The following is a 20011-nucleotide window of genomic DNA, read 5'->3' on the forward strand; positions in this document are numbered from 1 at the left end:
TATTCATGCCTACGCTAAAAATGCTGCAATGCACACATTTTTGAGCGGGGCTAGGGTAACGCTTTAAGACAAAAGTAAATACTGGTCTTTAGAGCAATAAAGCACCATCTTTTGAGTAAAGGAGTCCGGTAAAAAGACAAGGGGTCTGAGATAGCTGTAGGAAACTTACTCACGAATGCGCGTTTTTACATAGCGTAGCGCCAAAAAGGGACACAAATTCAAGGTGTATAGGCTTTGCTGATTTAAGCCTTTTGGATAGGGACCACAAGGAGGAGATCTGTTTTATCGATCTTTTTAATAGGAAGAATGAGACTACTGCGAGACTTGTTCGCCACAATACAGCTTGCGAACTTTATTTAGAAATCTGACACGCTGAGTATTGTTCGAGAACTCGGTCGCGACCACTTCGCCGTTCACTACGCGGATACGTGAAAAACAATCCTTCAGCTCTAAATGCTTTTTACCTTGGCCTGCCGCATAGACACCACGAAGAAAGAAACCACTACTCGATTGCTGACCTTCAGTCACAATCTTGTCGTATACCGCTTTAAAAATTGAGGGATTAATCACAGAACCCATAAGCCTCTCCTTCTATCTTTCTTCAGCGTGTTTTAAAAAGTCGTAGATATCTTTGTGCTGCTTCGCCAACCAATCACTATTGGATGAGCTACTGTTGGATAGCTTATCCGCAAGGTGCAGAAGTGTTTTGTACGATTCACGATCTTTGATTGAGTGCATAACTTCCTCTCCTCCAGTAAGAAAAGACTTAGCTGTTTATGCTCTTTGTGACTACAGCAGTGTTGCTGATTGTATTGGTGCTTAAGGTGGGAGAAGTTCTACCTGCCTGAGAGCGAGCAGGTAGAACTGTTCAGCAATGTTAATGGTGAGGTCGTCCATTGCCTATCACTTATGAGCGGGATCTAGATTATCAATAATGATAATGATTCGCAATAGCGTTTTATGTTTTTTAGTAAATAATTTTAGTTCGATAGAAATACTGGTTAGCAGCGCTATCAAAGATGTCCCGTTTTCACATAGATTAATGCGCCATCGTCTTTGGTATAGGGATGATGCTCACTCAAATGAGGACTGCGCAACCAGGAACCTTTTGGATAGATACCATGCTCATCGTAAAAAGTACCTTCGAGCACGAGTATCTCCTCACCGCCAAAATGACGATGGAGGTTAAACTGCGTATTCGGCGCCCACTTCACCAAGGCAACATGCTCACCCTCAAATTCATGCAAAGGCATAACGGTTAAACCATCGACCAAGCCTTGGAGCCAAGGCTCCTTAGTAGTATCAATCGCCTTTTGTTCTTTATCAGCTTCGTTAAACTGCTGAAGCTTTACAAAGATGATCGCCCCCTCTTTGCCGATCTTCGGGGTGTGAGAGGTACCAATAGGGTTACGAACATAACTCCCTTGGGGATAATCATGGTGTTCATCAGAAAACACACCTTCAAGCACGAAGAACTCTTCCCCACCACTATGAACATGCGGTGAAAATTCACTAAAAGGCGCATAGCGGACAATCGAGGTCGCCCGAGCAGATTCATCACCAATTCGGTCTAGCATCATGCGCTCGACACCCACCATGGGTGAATCAACCCAATGGTAATCTTCGGGACGAATAATTACGCGTTGTTCAAAATCTGCATTGATTCGTGTGACCATATAACAGTCCAATTAAAAAGGGCCTAGCCATATAACACTTTTAAGCTGAGCCCTAAGCTTTGAATTACTATGCTGTTTCAGCATAGGTAATGACAGATACCACTGCACCCGTGTTATCCATAATCGCGCACATACGGCCAACATCAGGTACATCCATCGGTGGATAAATAGCTTTACCGCCGTTAGCTTCGGCAAGTGCTAAAGTGGCATCCACATCATCTACCGTTATATAAGTTCCCCAGTGGTTAGGCACGCCTTTAGACTCCGGAGGTTTAGGCATAATCCCGCCAACCGGATTGCCATCAGCCTTTAGCACATGATAGATCATATCCCCCATATCCACGCGCTCTACTTCCCAGCCGATAACCTTTTCATAGTAGGCCGTAGCAGCTTCGACATCATCGGTCATTAATTCTGACCAACTAAAGATTCCCTGTTTTCTATACGCTTCATCCATAATATTTCCCTTTATATATTGAAGAAAGTAAACCTAAATTCAGGCGTTAAAGGCACTTCAAGCCAACCCTATAAAACACTATTTACTTTGTACGTTATTTCTTTTGAGAGTTCATTAAAGCTCCCTTTTACAAATCTATCCACACTGCGTGCCACAAAGCCCTATAAAGAAACGTGATGAACAGCTCCCTACAAAGAGCCATAAATCTACTACCAAATATAGAGACCGTTATATTTAAAACTGGTTATATAATGAGATCAGTTTAAGTTAGGCAAAGCTGTACAACTGAACTGATAAATTGGATTTTACGCCTTTGGCACCGTCGATAATCTTTCGATCATCGCAAGGAAGCTAGCCCTCCTCACAAGGAGCTCAGTTTTGACTACGCTATATGATGTAATTAGCAAAGGTATTTTCGATGATAGGCACAAGTTTCCCCGCATTGTTTTCTTATTTTCGCATTGCTTAAACTCTCTATTCTTGAGTAAAGCTCTATGCTGTTTATAAGAAATAACATCTGGCTTGCGTTTTACGTCTTCCTCTTGGCAGGTTTTGCTGCGTTTATTTTTATTCTTATGAAGACTCATGAGTCTATCAGGGAAGACGTGAGGTTAGAGCAAGAAAACCTGACCCGAATTACCTCCAACTCAGTTACAGCCTCACTCCGCCAATATGAAACCCTTTTAGATATTCTTGGTCAGGAGTTATTACACGAAGACAATTATCTGGACCGAGAGAAATCGATTCAGGAGATAGACAAGTTACTCACTGCTTCCCTCACGGCTTATAACTTCTTTCTAATAGATTTTGATGGCAATATCGTTGTTACAAACTCCCTATCTCAAGATAAAAGAGAATCTTCGCTTAACCTGCTGCAAAATCCAAAAACAAAAGAATCCTTCAACCTCACCTTAGACAGCGATGCTGCGGTTATTGGCCGAACCTATTTTAGTTACTGGGAAAACGCCCTAATTATCCCGATTCGTAAAACGATTAGAGATAAAAATGGTCAACCTTTATTCATCGTTTCTCTAACCATTAACATAGAAAAAGGTCTGCCATTCTTTTCTAACACTATTGAGCATAGTGCTGATTACAGTGTGTTTATCTATAGAGAGCGAGACCGATATTTCCAAGTAGCCCCTAAACGCCTAATCAACGATCCAGCCGTATACGAACATCAGTTTTCTGAAGAAAGAATTCAAGAAAGCATCGACTATGTCGAAAAAGCCTACGACACCAGTTTTGAAACTATTAAAGATAAGCAAATCATTACGACCCATGTCACCGGCAAGTTCAACGATGACTCTCAATCGATGATGTCTAACTTCTATATCAAGGAGTTTCAGCTTTGGGTCGGTGTAGAACGGGATACACATGTTATTCGTCAGAAGTTTTTCCAAGCAGCGACTAATCTAGTTTTACTGTTCTTTTTTGCTTATGCCGTCATCTTTTGGCTCTTTAGAGTGATTAGCAGCAATGAGAAGAAGAAAGAGGAGCTGCTGACCTTTAGAGCAACCCATGACTTTCTAACCAACCTTCCTAACCGCTATTTTCTGGACAACTACTTTTCCAAACTAGAAGAACAAGACAGCTATCATCTTCTGTTTGTCGATATGGATAACTTTAAATCAGCCAATGATAACTTCGGCCATGATTATGGCGATCAGGTTCTGATTGAAATCACTAGAAGGCTCAAACTAAGCACTCAAGATAGAGAATGCCTTGTTGCTAGATATAGTGGTGATGAGTTTGTAGTTGTAGCTTTCAATCTCTCAAGCTTTGAAGCAGAACGCTTAGCTGAAGCAATTTTAGAAGATATATCTAAACCCTATTTAATGAGTGGCAACCGTCTAATTTTGAGTGCCAGCATTGGTATATCTCACTGCCCTACAGATGCTAGCTCATTTGAAGAGGTTAAAAGGCTCTCTGACTTTGCTTTATATGAAGCTAAGCATAATAAAAATTGCTACACAGTCTTCCACGAGGAACTAAAGAAACGCTATCTGGATGACCTCTCATTAGAAAACAAGCTAAGAGAGGCGATTAAGAACGAGGAAATTTACGTCGTTTTTCAGCCTCAAGTTTCTTCAGAGGACCTATTAACCGGGTTAGAGTCTCTAGTACGCTGGAACAATAAGGATTTTGGCCCAATTCCACCCAACCGCTTTATCCCTATAGCTGAAAATTCAGGCCTTATGCCAGAGCTTGGCCGCTATATCATTCGTAAATCCTTAGATGAAGCTAGTAAATTCACCACCAGCAATTGTTCAATATCAATTAATGTTTCTATAAAGCAGTTTTTCTCCGATGGTTTTTTTGAGTACTTTTTAGAACAAGTAGATCAATCCCAAATCGACAAAAACAGGCTCAAGATCGAGATTACCGAAAGCCTATTTATCCAAGATTTAGATTACGTCCTTGGGATGATCAACCAATTTAAAGCGGAAGGGATATCTGTATCTTTAGATGACTTTGGTACAGGTTACTCATCTTTGAGCTTATTGAAGAACCTACCTATCGACGAGCTGAAGATCGATAAGAGCTTTGTCGATGATATCGTCGAAGACAAAGACGCCAGATTGTTACTACAAGGCATCATCGATATTGCTCATAAGATGGGCATAACCATCGTGGCTGAGGGCGTTGAAACTTTAGAGCAGAAGCAGATCCTTGATACCCTGGGGTGTGAAGTATTTCAGGGGTATTACTTTTATAAACCGCTACCTATCAAAGATATCATTAGCGCTTTAAAATAAGCCTAACCTATAGATTAAGTTCAACCTCACCGGTATTCGAATCATAAATAATCGTATAGTCGGTATTAGACTGGTAGGTATAACGGCAGGAGTTACCGTTAAAATTCAGCGCTCTAAAATCTTCCCCCGCTGCTGTAGAAATACTTGGCGCCATATCATTAAGCACCGCATTCCAAACATCTACACAATCATCATGACTGTTTAGCGTTAGACTGACGCCTCGAGTATCAGCAGGCCACCCAAACTCATTTACTGACAGATCCCCCGCTGCACGCGTATCACTTAACGAGATAAAATTTAATACGGCCCCAGGGCTTCCTTTCGTCACCCAAACGGAATGTACTAACCTTACGCCGGTATCAAAAGCTCCCGCCGTACCTTTGACTACAGAAATATGCGCATCTTCGGTGACGTTTATAAATCGAGGTAATGCTACGGCAGATAAGATCCCTAAAAGCGCGATAACTACCACGAGTTCGATTATCGTAAAACCTTGGTTCAACTTCCTGTTACTACTCACTGGCTTACCTTATCCCATAAACGGGAACTACAAACTAACTGAATACAAACCAAGTGATTAATATATGAATAATCTCTAGTCACGATAACCAGACCGAGATAGTGAATCAAGCATTAGAGAGTCTTAATACTTATCGACTAATAAGAGCCCTGAAAGGCTGTGGAAAATACGTATTCTAGTTGCAGATCAATATCTAGGCCTCCTGTAAGAAAACCCCATTCTTACCGCTTTTCTTAACCCGATACATACGCTCATCTGCTACACGTACAAGGGTCTCAAGGTCTTGACCATCCTGCGGACAGTTAGCACCACCTACTGAACAGCTGACCTCAAGATCTTCAGCAATATCAGCATAGCTCTCATTCATAACATCAAGTAAGCGTTCAGCAAGTCCTGGAGCACAGGTTGCAGTATCATTACATTGGATAATCATAGCGAACTCATCGCCACCAATACGGGCAACGAAATCACCTTCCCTCAAAGCCACGCTAAGTCGAGAGGCAACTTCCACCAGTACTTTGTCACCGATCTCATGGCCATAGGTATCATTAATCGTTTTAAAGTCATCAACATCAACAAACAGCACTGTTAAACAGGCTTTGCGGGCTGCAGCGTCCTGCATAATTTCGTAACCGGTACTCATAAAAGCTTTACGATTAGGAACACGGGTTAATTCACAGTGATGGGCCTCGTATGCCATTGCACGTCGTTGTTGCTGTGCCTCTTCAACTTCAGCAGTCGAATCTACCAACGCTTTTTCGACCTCTCGCTTTTCAGCGATCAATAGCACAAAACGGTTCATCACATCGTGATAGTGATAAGCAGCAAGCACGACAAACGGCATGGCTAAAAGACCAACAAGCAACACGTTAATCAGATTGGTAATCTGCTTATTCATATCGCGAGTTACCGCTTCATGGAAACGGTTATTCTCTAACTGCAAAACAGCTAAAGCTGCCAGCGCAGGTTTATCATCAATACGCACCTGCTTGTCGATCTGCTGGGTCGGCGTACCCCTCTTCACAGCCATCTGCGCGACTCGAAGATTGTCTCGGTACATCTGCAATGTCTGTTGAATAACTAATAATGCTTGGCTCTCTTTACTATTGAGCTCCAAGGCCGAGTAGAGAGAAATTACCTGTGACGATTTTTCTATATCGCCACTTAAGCGCTCAAGCAAACTCTGCTCTTGGCGTAGGACATAGTTTTTGAAGTTGTGGATAAAGCCACCGTATCCAATGGAACGATGTAGCTCTGAAAGTGCCGTAGCTCGGCTTTCTGATGTATAACTATAAGCGGTCCAAGCATCTCTTACCCCTGACGATAGGAATAAAAGAAGCCCTCCCATCAGTAAGATAACGATGGACAGAGAAACAGCTAAAATCGTAATGCGACGACTAAATCGCTTACGTAATAAACGTCCTTCCATGACGTACAGCACCTATATGGCCGACTAAAAACCGCCAAAAATGTAGGTGTATATGATAGTCCCTTTATATAAGGGGTCAAGCTGTAGCCTATTAGACTTACTGCGCAGCACAATTATAATAAGCCACACTGAACTCTTCAGGGTTCACAACGGTGTTTAACCCAACGTTCAGGCGCATTAAGCCTTCCGCATGCCCTCCCAAGAGATGGAAGCTTTGCACATCACTGGTTTTAATCGGGATAACCTTACGATCCCCTGGAATTACGAAGTCCGCCCAGCACTCTACTCTTGCCTGTTTTCTCCGCTTAGTTGAGTCAGTGATTACAAAAGAAATATCAAGATAACAGAGAGAGCCCATCCCCACCGAAGTACGATCGGCACATACAGGCTTGTCAGCGATAACCTCCAAACTAAAAGGGGATGCTTCTGCTGATTTTGGCTGTTCGAGTGTTTGCAGTGCTAGGTATTGGTTAAAGACCCACCCTATCACTTTCTGTTTGTTCGGCTTCAGAAAGAAAACTTCAGACCAGGGCCCCTCTCTGCGGGTTTCTAGCACAAGCTGATCTTTATTCACTTGCGCTACCACTCGCCATTTCTGCCCCGGTCCCTTGCGAATATTGATGTTATCGCCGGTAACTTGGTAGTACTCCAACGCCTGTACAGGCAGGGCAAATAGAAGCACACACAGGCAGAACCATGATCTGAAGAGTCTCATTTTATTCCTCGCCTTCAGACTGACCTTGTGCGCTGTTATCCACTTCCAAACTATCTACGCGCTGATAACCACGCGGTAACTTGTTACCACGACGACCTCGCTCCCCTCGATAGTGCTCGATATCAGCAGGCTTAAGCTTCAAGTGCTGACGACCGGCATGCACAAGCAATGTGTCTTCCGGTGAGAACACGGCTAAGGCAACCACTAGCTCCTCTCGAGCAGAGGCTCTTGCCGATGGAATATTAATAATTTTGTTACCTTTACCACGTGCAAGCTGCGGTAGTTCAGACACTGGGAAGACCAATAATCGACCTTCATTTGTCACTGCTGCCAGAAAAGAGCCTTCGACTGAATTCATCGTGATTGGCTGTAAGATCTGAGCGTTTTTAGGCAGGGTTAATGCTGCCTTACCATTTTTAGTTTTGCTGGTCAGATCAGAGATTTTGGCTATAAAACCATAACCGGCATCAGACGCCATCAGGACTTGGTCGTTATCCTTACCTGCAATCGCGGCATCAACCGTGGAACCTTTTGGTAGTGTGATACGCCCCGTTACGGGCTCACCTTGTCCACGTGCTGACGGTAGATTATGGGTCTCGATAGTGAAACTTCGACCCGTGGTATCTAATAAGAGGGTTGGCTGATTAGTCCTACCCTTACAGCTTAACTTAAAGGCATCACCAGATTTGTAATTGAGCCCTTCAGCATCAATATCATGGCCTTTCGCTGCACGAATCCAGCCTTGCTTAGAGATCACTACTGTTACAGGATCCGAAGATAGAAGATCTTTCTCACTGAATGCCTGCGCTTCTTCACGCTCTACGATTGGCGAGCGGCGGTCATCACCGTACTCTTCAGCAGCATCTTGGATCTCTTTCTTGATCAGCTTACGCATTTTAGCGTCAGAACCTAGAATACCTTCCAGCTTCTTACGCTCTTCTTCCAACTCGTTCTGCTCAGACTGGATCTTAAACTCTTCCAGTTTCGCCAAGTGACGAAGTTTAAGGTCTAAAATCGCATCTGCTTGAATCTCAGTCAGTCCAAAGCGTTTAACCAGCTCTGCTTTTGGATCTTCCTCATGACGGATAATCGCAATCACCTCATCAATATTGAGATACGCGACCATCAAACCTTCAAGGATATGTAGGCGATCCAAAACCTTAGCCAAGCGGTGGTTTAAGCGCTTGCGCACAATCTCAGTACGCCAGCTCAGCCATTCAACCAAAATCTGGCGAAGGTCTTTAACTTGCGGCTTACCGTCCACACCAATCATGTTCATATTTACACGGTAAGTGCGTTCAAGATCAGTAGAGGCAAATAGGTGGGCCATTAACTGCTCGACATCAACACGATTCGAGCGCGGGATAATTACCAAGCGGGTTGGATTTTCATGATCCGATTCATCACGTAGATCGCTTACCATCGGCAGTTTTTTCTGCTGCATCTGAGCGGCGATCTGCTCCAAAATTTTAGCGCCAGAAACTTGATGCGGTAGCGCCGTGATAACGATTTCACCCTGCTCTTTCGTGTACACAGCACGCATACGCACCGAGCCACGCCCAGTTTCGTAAACCTTTTTCAGCTCACGGCGGGAAGTGATGATCTCCGCATCGGTTGGCATATCTGGGCCAGGGACGATCTCGGTAATCTCATCCAGATCAGCGCGCGGGTTATCTAGCAAGTGAACACAGGCCTTAGCCACCTCACGCAAGTTATGCGGCAGAATATCGGTCGCCATACCTACAGCGATACCAGTCGTGCCATTCAGCAACACATTCGGTAAACGTGCAGGCAGAATCGCAGGCTCACGCATAGTGCCATCGAAGTTAGGTACCCAATCAACCGTGCCTTGGCTGATTTCAGACAGTAAAACTTCGGCATAGCGTGCTAAACGCGATTCCGTATAACGCATCGCGGCGAAGGATTTAGGGTCATCCGGAGAACCCCAGTTACCTTGTCCATCAACCAACGGATAGCGATAACTGAACGGCTGCGCCATCAATACCATCGCTTCATAACAAGCAGAATCGCCGTGCGGGTGGAATTTACCTAACACATCACCCACAGTACGTGCTGACTTTTTGTATTTTGCAGACGCTTTAAGGCCAAGCTCAGACATCGCATAGATGATGCGGCGCTGAACCGGCTTCATGCCGTCACCTACATGAGGTAGGGCACGATCCAAAATCACGTACATGGAGTAATCCAGATACGCTTTCTCGGTAAAATCTTTTAACGCGAGGCGTTCAGTGCCATCTTCGAAGGTTGTTTGTACCGTCATAATTCACATTACACTCGTAATAAGCTCAACTCGCTGCTGTAACACAAACCTAGCAACCAGCTGTAAAAACTATCCTGTTTCTCTGCCTACAGTGACTAATCACAGAGAAAACTCATGCTACTTTCAACGTCTAAACGTCTGCCAAGTTACCTTTGCTCTGCAACCAGTCTTTACGGTCACCTGAGCGCTTCTTAGCTAACAGCATATCCATCACTTCATTAGTGCCATCACCCGGCTCTACCGTCAGCTGTACAAGACGGCGAGTATCCGGTGACATGGTTGTCTCACGCAGTTGAAGTGGGTTCATCTCACCCAAGCCCTTGAATCGCTGCACGCCAATTTTGGCATTCTTACGATCCGCCTTAATACGCTCGATAATGCCATCCTTCTCAGCGTCATCCAGTGCGTAAAACACCTCTTTCGCAACATCGATTCGATAAAGTGGTGGCATTGCCACATAAACATGACCCGCAGTTACCAGCGGCTTGAAGTGACGTACGAACAATGCACACAGAAGCGTTGCGATATGCAGACCGTCGGAGTCCGCATCGGCCAGAATACAGATCTTGCCGTAACGCAGACCGTCGAAGTTTTCTGAAGCTGGCTCCACACCAATCGCTACCGAGATATCATGGATCTCTTGGGAGCCTAAGACTTCGCTAGGATCAACTTCCCAAGTGTTTAGGATCTTACCGCGTAAAGGCATGATCGCCTGAAACTCACGCTCACGTGCTTGTTTAGCAGAACCTCCCGCAGAGTCACCCTCTACCAAGAACAGTTCTGACTGCATCGCATCGCCACCGGAACAGTCTGCCAACTTACCCGGCAGAGCAGGTCCTTGCGTAACCTTCTTACGCACAACCTTTTTATTGGAACGCATACGGCGCTGAGCGTTAGAGATAACAACTTCAGCAAGCTGCTCACCCTCTTCTACATGGCGGTTTAGCCATAAAGAGAAAGCATCTTTGATTGCACCAGAGATAAAGGCTGCGATTTCACGGGAAGATAAACGCTCTTTGGTTTGACCAGCGAACTGCGGATCCTGCATTTTTGCGGAAAGGACGTAACAACACTTGTCCCAGACATCATCCGCAGTCAGCTTAACTCCCCGAGGTAGCAAGTTACGGAATTCACAGAACTCACGCATCGCTTCAAGCAAACCTGTACGCAGACCGTTTACATGAGTACCGCCTTGCGCCGTAGGAATCAGGTTTACATAACTTTCGCAGGTCATCTCGCCACCTTCCGGTAGCCATTGCACTGCCCATTCGACTGCGTCTAATTCACCCTGCAGAGAGCCGGAGAATGGTTCAGCTGGCAGTACTTCAAAGACCTGAGTTGTGCCTTTTAGGTAATCAATTAAACCATCTTCGTAATACCACTCTTCCTTCTCGCGCTTAGCGCCCGTCAGATCGGTAAAAGTCACCTTTAAGCCAGGGCACAGAACCGCTTTGGCACGTAAGTTATGCTTTAAACGTGAAACGCTAAATTTATGGGTATCGAAGTATTGAGGATCAGGCAGGAAACGTACCGTGGTACCGGTGTTGCGCTTACCACAAGTATCAATCACTTCTAGGTCAGATACTTTTTCGCCGTCGGCAAAGCCAATACGATAAACCTGACTGTCGCGACGTACCTGAACTTCTAACAACTTAGATAAGGCATTTACAACCGATACACCCACACCGTGTAAACCACCGGAATAGTTGTAGTTATCGTTGTTAAACTTACCACCCGCATGGAGTTTACACAGGATCAACTCGACCCCGCTGACACCCTGCTCTGGGTGGATATCCACAGGCATGCCTCGACCATCATCGGTCACGCTTAAGGACTGATCTTTATTCAGAACCACATCAATCTGCTTAGCATGACCGGCAAGCGCCTCATCCACCGAGTTATCGATGACTTCTTGCGCCAAATGGTTTGGACGATCCGTTTCCGTGTACATCCCCGGACGACGTCTAACCGGGTCTAGACCACTAAGAACTTCTATGGAACCAGCGTTGTATTGCTTGGACATCAAATACTTTCCTGTCGCAAAACTTTATCTATGAATCAACGTTTAACGATATTTAAATCGGTTGTGCTTCGGGCAGATCGATGCGCCCTTCCGCAAACGCCATAATGGCTGGAATCAAGTTTTCAAACTGCTCGAAACCATGACTACCACCGGGCTGAACAAACTGCGGCGATGCTGAAAACTTCTCGACCGCTTCTCGGTAATCCAGTGTTTCATCTGCTGTTTGAGTTAATAACAGATAAGCTTCTGGTCGTTTGATCTCTTGGCAGTTTAACGCCAATAATTGCGCCAAATGTTCTTGGGTAAGCTCGTACTCTTCACCGGAATAAAGATTTACGTTAGGACCAAGATACTGAGGCAACAGCTCAAACGGTCTTACCGACGGGTTAATTAAAACCGTACGTACATAATCATAATGTTCGGTTAACCATGTACTGTAATAACCACCCAGCGAACTTCCTAATAAGATGATGGGTCGCTGTTGGTTTTGCTCTACAAGAGCGCGTAACTGCTCCATAGCTTCAGCAGGCCAGTGGGATAGCTCTGGCACCATCACCTGATTGCCTAAACCTTTACCCTGCAGATACTCGACGAACACCTTCGCCTTCATCGATTGCGGCGAGCTATTGAAGCCATGAACGTATATATAAAGCGGTGTATTCATTTTCTTCCTCTGGCAAAGAACTTACCGGAGGGGAAAGCAAGGCGCAATAGCCAGTAAAGCTATGCGGGTAATCTAATCACTTGTTGGTTAATTTTCCCACAAGAATAGAGCTGATAGCGGCCATAAGCAGGCCCGGCTAGCTTAGGATCATCTTCCACTTCGGAACTGTCTGTCTGAGCTTTAAACTGCGCAGCAGTCGCAGGCACAGAGAAGAGCTGAATATCCCCTCTCTGAAGCGCCCAGCTTTGATGCACATGGCCAAAGATAACGCCTTTCACTTGTGGATAAAGTTCAACAATTTGCCAAAACTGATCTGCATTACCTAAACAGATCTCATCTTGCCATCGGCTTTTTACAGACACAGGGTGGTGATGCAGAACTAATAGGGCATGTTGATCAGGCGCTGTCTGACTTAATTCAGCTTTTAAAAAGCTCAATTCTGACTCAGAAAGCGAACCACTACCTTTGCCGTCGGGATGTGAACTGCTATCTAGAAAGATCAGTTTCCAACCATCGAATGTTTTAACTCTTGAAGCTAACTCTGTACCGGTAAAACGCGCCATCTCCTCTGGCAGATCATGATTACCAGGGATCCAGTAAGTAGGATAAGGAAGACTATGAACGTTAGAGACTAAACGGTCATAGGCCCTAGGTGCGTGATGCGTCAGATCACCAGTAAGTAACAAGGCATCAGCAGATTGAGATTCAATCTCCGCTAGCACTTGTTGAAAGCGCTGCTCGACATTTACACCTTTCAACAACATATCTGGCTCTTGTTGCAGGTGCATATCACTGACTTGGAGTAGAGTAATGGTTTCAGCCACTGAATACGGGTTCCATGCTGTGACCGTGGTTTAAGCATTCGCTCAACCACTCACCTAGATATTCATTCAGCTGAATCTTCTCGTCAGGCAGGTGCATATTTTTATTTGGGTAGGGATAGACACCAGAGAGCTGTTTACGACGTTGCATGCAGATTACCTCCGCCATACCAGCATCGTGGTACAAACGCACCACTAAACCCGGGGCTTCTAACCATGGCGAATTCGATTCAAAGCGATGGCTAATCAACAACGTAGTCGTATATTTGAATCGCTCATCAACCTGCAGGCGCAGATAGGCAGTGTGTTCAGGCCAACTCACCTGAAACTCGCGTTCATCACAGTCATCCAGATCCGGTAATAGCTTCATAATACGAGCATAGTTAGCCTCGCAATGCGCCATCTGCCGAGTTAGATCTGGAATATATTTCCGCTTCATCTACCTATCCGATTTATCGTTTACTACTTACTGCCAACGCTGATCGAGCGCTGACTTATTTAACTGTAGCCACTGCAGCGCAATTATCGCAGGGGCATTATTAATTATACCTTGTTGTACTAATTCAAAAGCATCTTCCACCGGAATAACATGCACTTTGATATCTTCGCCCTCTTCAGGCAAACCATGAATGCCTTCAACACCACTGGAATCCACCTGAGCACAAAGTAGATCAATATACTCTCGCGTTGCTCCAGTGCTCGGTGAGAAACGGGTAATGTGCTTAATCTCACCTAACTGCGCACCCGCTTCTTCGACTGCTTCACGTCGTGCAACATCTTCTGTGGTTTCACCTTTCTCGACGATACCAGCCACCAGCTCCAGCAACCAAGGCCCATCTGGGCTATCAAATGCACCTACTCGGAACTGCTCAATCAATACAACAGATTGTTTAACCGCATCATAGAGCAGCGCACATACAGCATCATCACGGTAAAACAGCTCACGCTGGATCTCTATCTCACTGCCAGCAAAAGTTTTATGCCGCAGATAGAGTTTATGCATTTGAAAGAAACCATCGTACAGGGTTTCTTGTTTATTGATGTTGAAATCTTTTTGACCAAAACTTGGTTGCCATTTTCCAGACATGTGCTGTTCCTGTCATTGACTAGCGAATAACTCACTATATCAATTAACCAGCTCATCAAGCCAATTGGTCAATAGATTTCGAAATGAAGGATTAAAGAGATTAGCCCTGAGGAACAGGGCTAGGATAGAAATTTAAGCTTACGCAAAGCACCTTAAGCTATCGGCTACCGATGTAGTTATACAGCGCCTACGGGATACAAACATCGCGCTCTCAGCAGACTTTTTCGCTTCTTTTTTAGCCATTGCCGCAAGCTCCGCCACCTCATGAAAGCTGTTACAACAGCAAGGGTCAGGGTGAACTACACCAACAGCTAAGCCCAAAAACGAGAAAAAGGTACGGTTATCTTGACGATCACTTGCCCAGATTCCACCCGCTTTGAGATCTCCATCACAGTAAAAACCTTTTACCGCTTTATCGAACTCGCGAATGATCCGTTCACAACTCAACTGCCAATCAGGAGAGCGATAGATCACCACAAAGTCATCGCCCCCGACATGACCGATGAAATTTGAATCATAAGAGGCATGTTGCACTAGTAATTCACCTAACAAACGAATCACCTGATCCCCTTTGGAATAGCCGTAACAATCGTTAAAGGGCTTAAAGTTATTCAAGTCGAAATAAGCGACATGAAAATCTGCCGATTGATTAAGCAACGCATCCACTTCGTTATTGATCGGGACATTACCCGGTAAAAGCGTCAGAGGGTTGGCGTATTGCGCATTTTGAACTTTGAGTTCGGTCAGTCGTTTCAAAAGATCTCGCACATTACCCATGCCAACATAAAGATCGTTCTGAGTAATGATCAAATCCTGCTGAATCTCATTCTGTTCATGCTCTGTGATAAGACGAGAGACTTCATCCAAGCTCATCCCCGCATCCACAATAAGTACGTCATGAGACAAGATCCGCTCGACCGGTTTTGTACCATAAAGCGCTCGACCATACTGGGTAGAAAACAACTCAAACAGACTAGACCTTCTAACTACACCTTGAGGTACGCCTTCATGCACAACCGGTAGCGAGCTTACTTCGGGGTGCGTTCTAAATAGATCACTCACCGATAGCACTGTATCTTGAATCGAAACGGTTGGAGCATTTCGTAACAAGGAATGAGCCGTTTCGCAGTTCTCAACACGAGGAGCGTTTGCTGAGTCGTACACATCCGCGACAGGCGGCTCAACCGTTTGCGGCTCTGGGCTTGGATAACCAAGGTAAAAACCTTGACCTATATTGATGCCTAGCTCCTGAATCGTTTTGACTTCTTCTTGACGTTCAATCCCTTCAGCAATGACTTTGCAGCCCATGGTATTACTGATGTTATAGATCGATCGTACAAACTCGCGCTTTACCGGATCACTGTCGATATCTGAGATAAAATGACGATCAATTTTGACGTATTCAGGCTTTAGCTCTGACCACAATTTCAAACCAGAGTAACCTGTCCCCAAATCATCTACTGCTACTTGGAACCCCATATTGCGGTAGTGTTCAACGGCAGCATGAGTCAGGCCTTGCTGATCAAATGGATGCTGCTCGGATAACTCAATAACAATATCCGAAATAGAGATACCCAGCTCTTGTAGAAGCTCAGCCGTAAAGCCTTCGGTGTGTTCTGGCGTCCCTAACAAAGACGCACTGATATTAAGAAAGAGCTGCCCACCAGGGTTCAACTCTGCAAATGCTTCGAGGGATTTGCGTCGGGATAACAACTCAAGTGTGTGTAACAAGTTGTTTTCAATGGCTGTCTGAAACAACGCACCAGGCGAAGCCATAACCGTGCCCGCAGGCCCACGAATTAAGGCTTCATGACCAATAACAACATTGTTTTTTAAATCCACAATCGGCTGAAAATGTGGATAAAGCGATTCTGACTCTAAAATATCGAAAAGATATTTACGACGTGACTCAGCATCGACTTCATTTGTTGCAAGCAACATACTACTCACCTGTGACGCATTACTCTTAGACGCACAGGCTAGCGAGAAAGGATGACACTTCAGTGACAATCCCTTAAAAAGTCTACTATTTTTATGGGTAAACCATCGAACAAATATTAGACAGAACTAATTAATCATCACTGACTGAAAAGCGCCTCAACATCTGAATCTCTTCTGCCCAGATCGTCTCATCAATCGTTTCCAAGACTAATGGAATTCCTCGAAAACGATCATCGCGCATAATGAATTTAAAGACCTCGAGACCAATTTCTCCCTGACCTAGACTGTGATGGCGATCCAAGCGCGAGTTTAAACCACCTTTAGAGTCATTCAGGTGCATCCCTTTAAGGTATTCAAAACCGACGATCTTGGCGAAATCTTCGAATACCTCAGCACAACTCTCTTGAGTACGAATATCGTAGCCAGCAGCAAACATGTGACAGGTATCGATACAGACACCTACACGACTCTTATCTTGAACTTGATCGATAATGGCCGCTAGCTGCTCAAAGCTGAATCCAAGATTACTTCCCTGACCTGCGGTATTCTCAATAACCGCCACAACTGATTCAGTTTGCGCAATTGCCCAGTTAAGCGACTCAGCAATCTTAGCAATACACTCCTCTTCACTGATCTTGCGCAGATGACTGCCCGGATGAAAATTAAGATAAACCAAGCCCAACTGTTCACAACGCTGCATCTCATCCAAGAAAGCATCACGAGACTTCTGTAATGCTTCCTCTTCTGGGTGGCCTAAGTTAATCAGATAGGAATCATGAGGAAGGATCTGCTCAGGCTTAAAGTTTAGTGCTGCGCAGTTTTTCTTAAATGACGCGATTGTCTTTGAATCTAAAGGCTTTGCCACCCAACGTCGCTGATTTTTAGTAAATAGAGCAAATGCATTCGCTTCAATTTCTTTAGCATTAAGCGGGGCGTTTTGCACACCACCGCTGGCGCTCACATGCGCACCAACGTAGTAAGGCAGTAGATCAGACATCAATTATTCACTTCAGTATAGATAGGAAAGCAGCGATTCAGCTGCTTCCATTTAAGAATCAGAAAATAGAGGCGGCAAAGATACTACTCAGGCAACAGATGATCCACCAGCATCTGCACCGTTCGTTTACCGCGGAACTCATTTACATCTAAACGGTATACGGCTCTGACTTGGGTAATATCCTGATCCGGCCATAGTTCCATATCGGCGTTAAACTGAATCGCATCCACAGCTAAACCAGAAATGGGCTCCATCAACACCATTTTCAGGTGTCTTTGACCGACCACCCGTTGCTGAATCAAGGTAAATTGACCATCAAACAGAGGCTCGGGGAACTGATGCCCCCAAGGACCGGCATCACGTAACAACTCGGCTAATTCGATGGTCATATCAGCCGCTGTGAGCTCGCCATCGGTTAACACCTCTTGCTGGAGGTCTGACTCACTTAATTGGCGTCTAACCTCTGCATCAAAAGCGTTTTGAAACAGCTCTAGATCTGTAGCTTTGATAGTTAATCCAGCAGCCATGGCATGACCACCAAACTTACGCAAAAGCGATGGATACCTTGCAGCAATCGCATCTAAACCGTCTCGCACATGGAAGCCCGGAATCGATCGTGCAGAGCCTTTTAATTCACCCTCATCACCTTGAGCAAAGGCAATCACTGGGCGGTGCGTTCTATCTTTAATTCGAGAAGCCAGAATACCGATCACGCCTTGATGCCACTCGGGTTCATACAGAGATAGACCGTATGGCAGCTGTGCTGAGTCCAGTTGCAGCTTATCGAGCAGATCGAGTGCTTGTTGCTGCATCTCCTGCTCTATGCCTTTACGCTCCTGATTGAGGTCATTCAGTGTAGCGGCTAGGTCTTTAGCTTTCTGCTCCGACTCAGTCAGCAAACACTCGATACCGATCGACATATCTTCCAGACGGCCAGCTGCATTCAAGCGTGGCGCAATAGCAAAACCAAGGTCGGATGAAGCTACTTTGTGCTGCTGACGGCCTGATAACTCGATTAATGCTTTAAGGCCCGGGCGACAGCGGCCCGCTTTGATACGCTGAAGACCTTGATGAACCAGCACACGATTGTTCTGCTCTAAAGGAACAACATCCGCAACAGTTCCTAAAGCGACAAGGTCTAAGAGCGAACCTAAATTAGGACTCGGCAACCCATTTAAGTTAAACCAATCTTTCTGTTGTAGCGTTCGGCGCAGCGCAATCATCACATAGAAGATCACACCGACACCGCAGGTAGATTTCGCCGTAAACTGACAATCAGGCTGATTAGGGTTGACGATGGCACAAGCGGCTGGAAGCTGCTTACCAGCCAAATGGTGATCCGTGACGATAACATCTAAACCCGCAGCATTCGCCGCAGCAACGCCCTCGATACTCGAAATACCATTATCGACAGTTATCAACAGATCTGGGAATTGCTTCAGGGCTTCCGCTACAATCTCAGGGCTTAGGCCATAGCCATATTCAAAGCGGTTAGGCACCAGATAACCAACCTCTGCCACACCCATCATTCGTAGCGCTAAAACAGCAACCGAAGTACTGGTCGCACCATCACAGTCAAAATCACCAATAATTAAGATTTTTTCCCGGTGCTCTAATGCCCTAACTAAACGGTTTACGGCTCCATCAATGCCTGCCAAACCACTATCAGGCAAAAGTTCACTCAAACTCCGTCCAAGCCCCTGCAGATCATGTACTCCACGTGATGCATAGATACGGGCTAAAACTGGATTTACCTGCTGAAACACAGGTATAGATGTATCGACCTGTGGCCTAGGTGAAATGTTTAACTGCTTCATTCGTTCTCTAATTCAATAGTGCTAACAGGTGCTGGGAACAACACATCAGTTTTCTCAGTGTAGTGGTATGCCAACAGGCCAATCCACTCCCTTACAGCAGTGTTTAGGCCATTCATATTTGTATTTAGATCAGGCGTAAAACGCATTGTACCGGCGCGGTAATCAACTGGAAAAGCAATAACATCGATACCAAGCTTACGATAAATACCCACCGAACGCGGCATATGGAATGCTGATGTTACTAACAGCCATTTTCCTTCTACCTGACCCTCAGCATTCGCAATCAAATCCTTGGTGTAGATTGCATTTTGAAAGGTATTTCGCGAATCTCGCTCGATCGTTACACGCGACCCCATACCCTGTTGATGCAACCATTGTTCAGCCACATCTCCACCCCTAAACTCAGGGGTTAGAATTGACCCAGAGCCGCCGGTAAAAATAACTTTAGCTTCAGGGTAACGCAGCATTAAGCCTGGTAACGCCATCAAACGGTCTGCCGCCTGATTAAACTCCGGCCATTGAGTATGGGAGGACATCTCTGCATTCTCCCCACCACCAAGAACAACAATCCCAGCGATAGGCTCTTTAATTTCGGATAATACGGGTTGTGGAAAGCGCTGTTCTAACGGCACTAACAGATAGTTAGCCACTGGGTATACGCTGATTGTTAGCATGGCCAAAACAGAAGTCCAGACTAGAAAAACACCCAACGCCCTGCGCCATAAGAACAGGCCAAACAGCAGCATTAGCAGTAAAAGATGATCCGGTTGCGCGACAAACCATAAGATCTTTGAGAGAAGAAAAAACTGATCAGCCATGTCCAT

At 45.3% G+C, this 20011-nt stretch carries 18 protein-coding genes; 1 reads left to right on the top strand and 17 read right to left on the bottom strand.

Annotated elements, in window-relative coordinates:
* Window positions 1-312: 312 nt before the first annotated feature.
* From ACMXYN_RS15635 to ACMXYN_RS15650, 4 genes are all read right to left on the bottom strand, one after another.
* A complete protein-coding gene (locus tag ACMXYN_RS15635) occupies window positions 313-579 on the bottom strand; it encodes a hypothetical protein (RefSeq protein ID WP_415892636.1) in 267 nt (88 codons plus the stop codon).
* A gap of 12 nt (window positions 580-591) precedes the next feature.
* Window positions 592-738, bottom strand: coding sequence for a hypothetical protein (locus ACMXYN_RS15640; RefSeq protein ID WP_415892637.1), 147 nt, complete (start codon window positions 736-738; stop codon window positions 592-594).
* Window positions 739-1013: 275 nt separating this feature from the next.
* Window positions 1014-1676 (bottom strand): cupin domain-containing protein, encoded by a 663-nt coding sequence (locus tag ACMXYN_RS15645; protein WP_415892638.1) that lies wholly within the window; start codon window positions 1674-1676, stop codon window positions 1014-1016.
* Between the two features lie 67 nt (window positions 1677-1743).
* A complete protein-coding gene (locus tag ACMXYN_RS15650) occupies window positions 1744-2133 on the bottom strand; it encodes a VOC family protein (RefSeq protein WP_415892639.1) in 390 nt (129 codons plus the stop codon).
* A 494-nt stretch (window positions 2134-2627) separates the two neighbouring features.
* Between ACMXYN_RS15650 and ACMXYN_RS15655 the strand changes: the two genes are divergently transcribed.
* Window positions 2628-4892, top strand: coding sequence for an EAL domain-containing protein (locus ACMXYN_RS15655; RefSeq protein WP_415892640.1), 2265 nt, complete (start codon window positions 2628-2630; stop codon window positions 4890-4892).
* 7 nt (window positions 4893-4899) lie between these two features.
* On the opposite strand, the gene ACMXYN_RS15660 is transcribed toward ACMXYN_RS15655, so the two are convergent.
* The 13 genes from ACMXYN_RS15660 to ACMXYN_RS15720 all read right to left on the bottom strand — a co-directional run bounded on the left by ACMXYN_RS15660 (window position 4900) and on the right by ACMXYN_RS15720 (window position 20005).
* Window positions 4900-5412: a type II secretion system protein gene (locus tag ACMXYN_RS15660; protein ID WP_415892641.1), complete on the bottom strand. Its 513-nt coding sequence runs from the start codon at window positions 5410-5412 to the stop codon at window positions 4900-4902.
* Window positions 5413-5605: 193 nt separating this feature from the next.
* Window positions 5606-6841 carry a GGDEF domain-containing protein gene (locus ACMXYN_RS15665; protein WP_415892642.1) on the bottom strand — a complete coding sequence of 412 codons (1236 nt, stop codon included), beginning with the start codon at window positions 6839-6841 and terminating at the stop codon, window positions 5606-5608.
* Window positions 6842-6938: 97 nt separating this feature from the next.
* Window positions 6939-7556 (bottom strand): SH3 domain-containing protein, encoded by a 618-nt coding sequence (locus tag ACMXYN_RS15670; RefSeq protein WP_415892643.1) that lies wholly within the window; start codon window positions 7554-7556, stop codon window positions 6939-6941.
* Window position 7557: 1 nt separating this feature from the next.
* Window positions 7558-9837, bottom strand: a complete 2280-nt coding sequence (parC, locus tag ACMXYN_RS15675) for a DNA topoisomerase IV subunit A (protein WP_415892644.1) — start codon at window positions 9835-9837, stop codon at window positions 7558-7560.
* A 130-nt stretch (window positions 9838-9967) separates the two neighbouring features.
* Window positions 9968-11860, bottom strand: a complete 1893-nt coding sequence (gene parE, locus ACMXYN_RS15680) for a DNA topoisomerase IV subunit B (RefSeq protein WP_415889401.1) — start codon at window positions 11858-11860, stop codon at window positions 9968-9970.
* 52 nt (window positions 11861-11912) lie between these two features.
* Window positions 11913-12524 carry a YqiA/YcfP family alpha/beta fold hydrolase gene (locus ACMXYN_RS15685; protein WP_415892645.1) on the bottom strand — a complete coding sequence of 204 codons (612 nt, stop codon included), beginning with the start codon at window positions 12522-12524 and terminating at the stop codon, window positions 11913-11915.
* A gap of 59 nt (window positions 12525-12583) precedes the next feature.
* Window positions 12584-13348, bottom strand: coding sequence for a metallophosphoesterase (locus ACMXYN_RS15690; RefSeq protein WP_415892646.1), 765 nt, complete (start codon window positions 13346-13348; stop codon window positions 12584-12586).
* Complete coding sequence (locus tag ACMXYN_RS15695; protein WP_415892647.1) at window positions 13341-13784, bottom strand: DUF1249 domain-containing protein; 444 nt, start codon at window positions 13782-13784, stop codon at window positions 13341-13343. The genes ACMXYN_RS15690 and ACMXYN_RS15695 overlap by 8 nt, the downstream gene beginning before the upstream one ends.
* Before the next feature lie 27 nt (window positions 13785-13811).
* The gene (locus ACMXYN_RS15700; protein ID WP_415892648.1) at window positions 13812-14432 is read right to left on the bottom strand and encodes an NUDIX domain-containing protein; all 621 of its coding nucleotides are present in this window, start codon (window positions 14430-14432) and stop codon (window positions 13812-13814) included.
* 138 nt (window positions 14433-14570) lie between these two features.
* Window positions 14571-16373, bottom strand: coding sequence for an EAL domain-containing protein (locus tag ACMXYN_RS15705; RefSeq protein WP_415892649.1), 1803 nt, complete (start codon window positions 16371-16373; stop codon window positions 14571-14573).
* 130 nt (window positions 16374-16503) lie between these two features.
* Window positions 16504-17370: a deoxyribonuclease IV gene (gene nfo / locus ACMXYN_RS15710; RefSeq protein ID WP_415892650.1), complete on the bottom strand. Its 867-nt coding sequence runs from the start codon at window positions 17368-17370 to the stop codon at window positions 16504-16506.
* 83 nt (window positions 17371-17453) lie between these two features.
* A complete protein-coding gene (recJ, locus tag ACMXYN_RS15715) occupies window positions 17454-19187 on the bottom strand; it encodes a single-stranded-DNA-specific exonuclease RecJ (protein ID WP_415892651.1) in 1734 nt (577 codons plus the stop codon).
* Window positions 19184-20005, bottom strand: coding sequence for a YdcF family protein (locus tag ACMXYN_RS15720; RefSeq protein WP_415892652.1), 822 nt, complete (start codon window positions 20003-20005; stop codon window positions 19184-19186). The genes recJ and ACMXYN_RS15720 overlap by 4 nt, the downstream gene beginning before the upstream one ends.
* Between the last annotated feature and the right edge of the window lie 6 nt (window positions 20006-20011).

This window comes from Neptuniibacter sp. PT8_73, assembly GCF_047778045.1.
Lineage (GTDB): Bacteria > Pseudomonadota > Gammaproteobacteria > Pseudomonadales > Balneatricaceae > Neptuniibacter.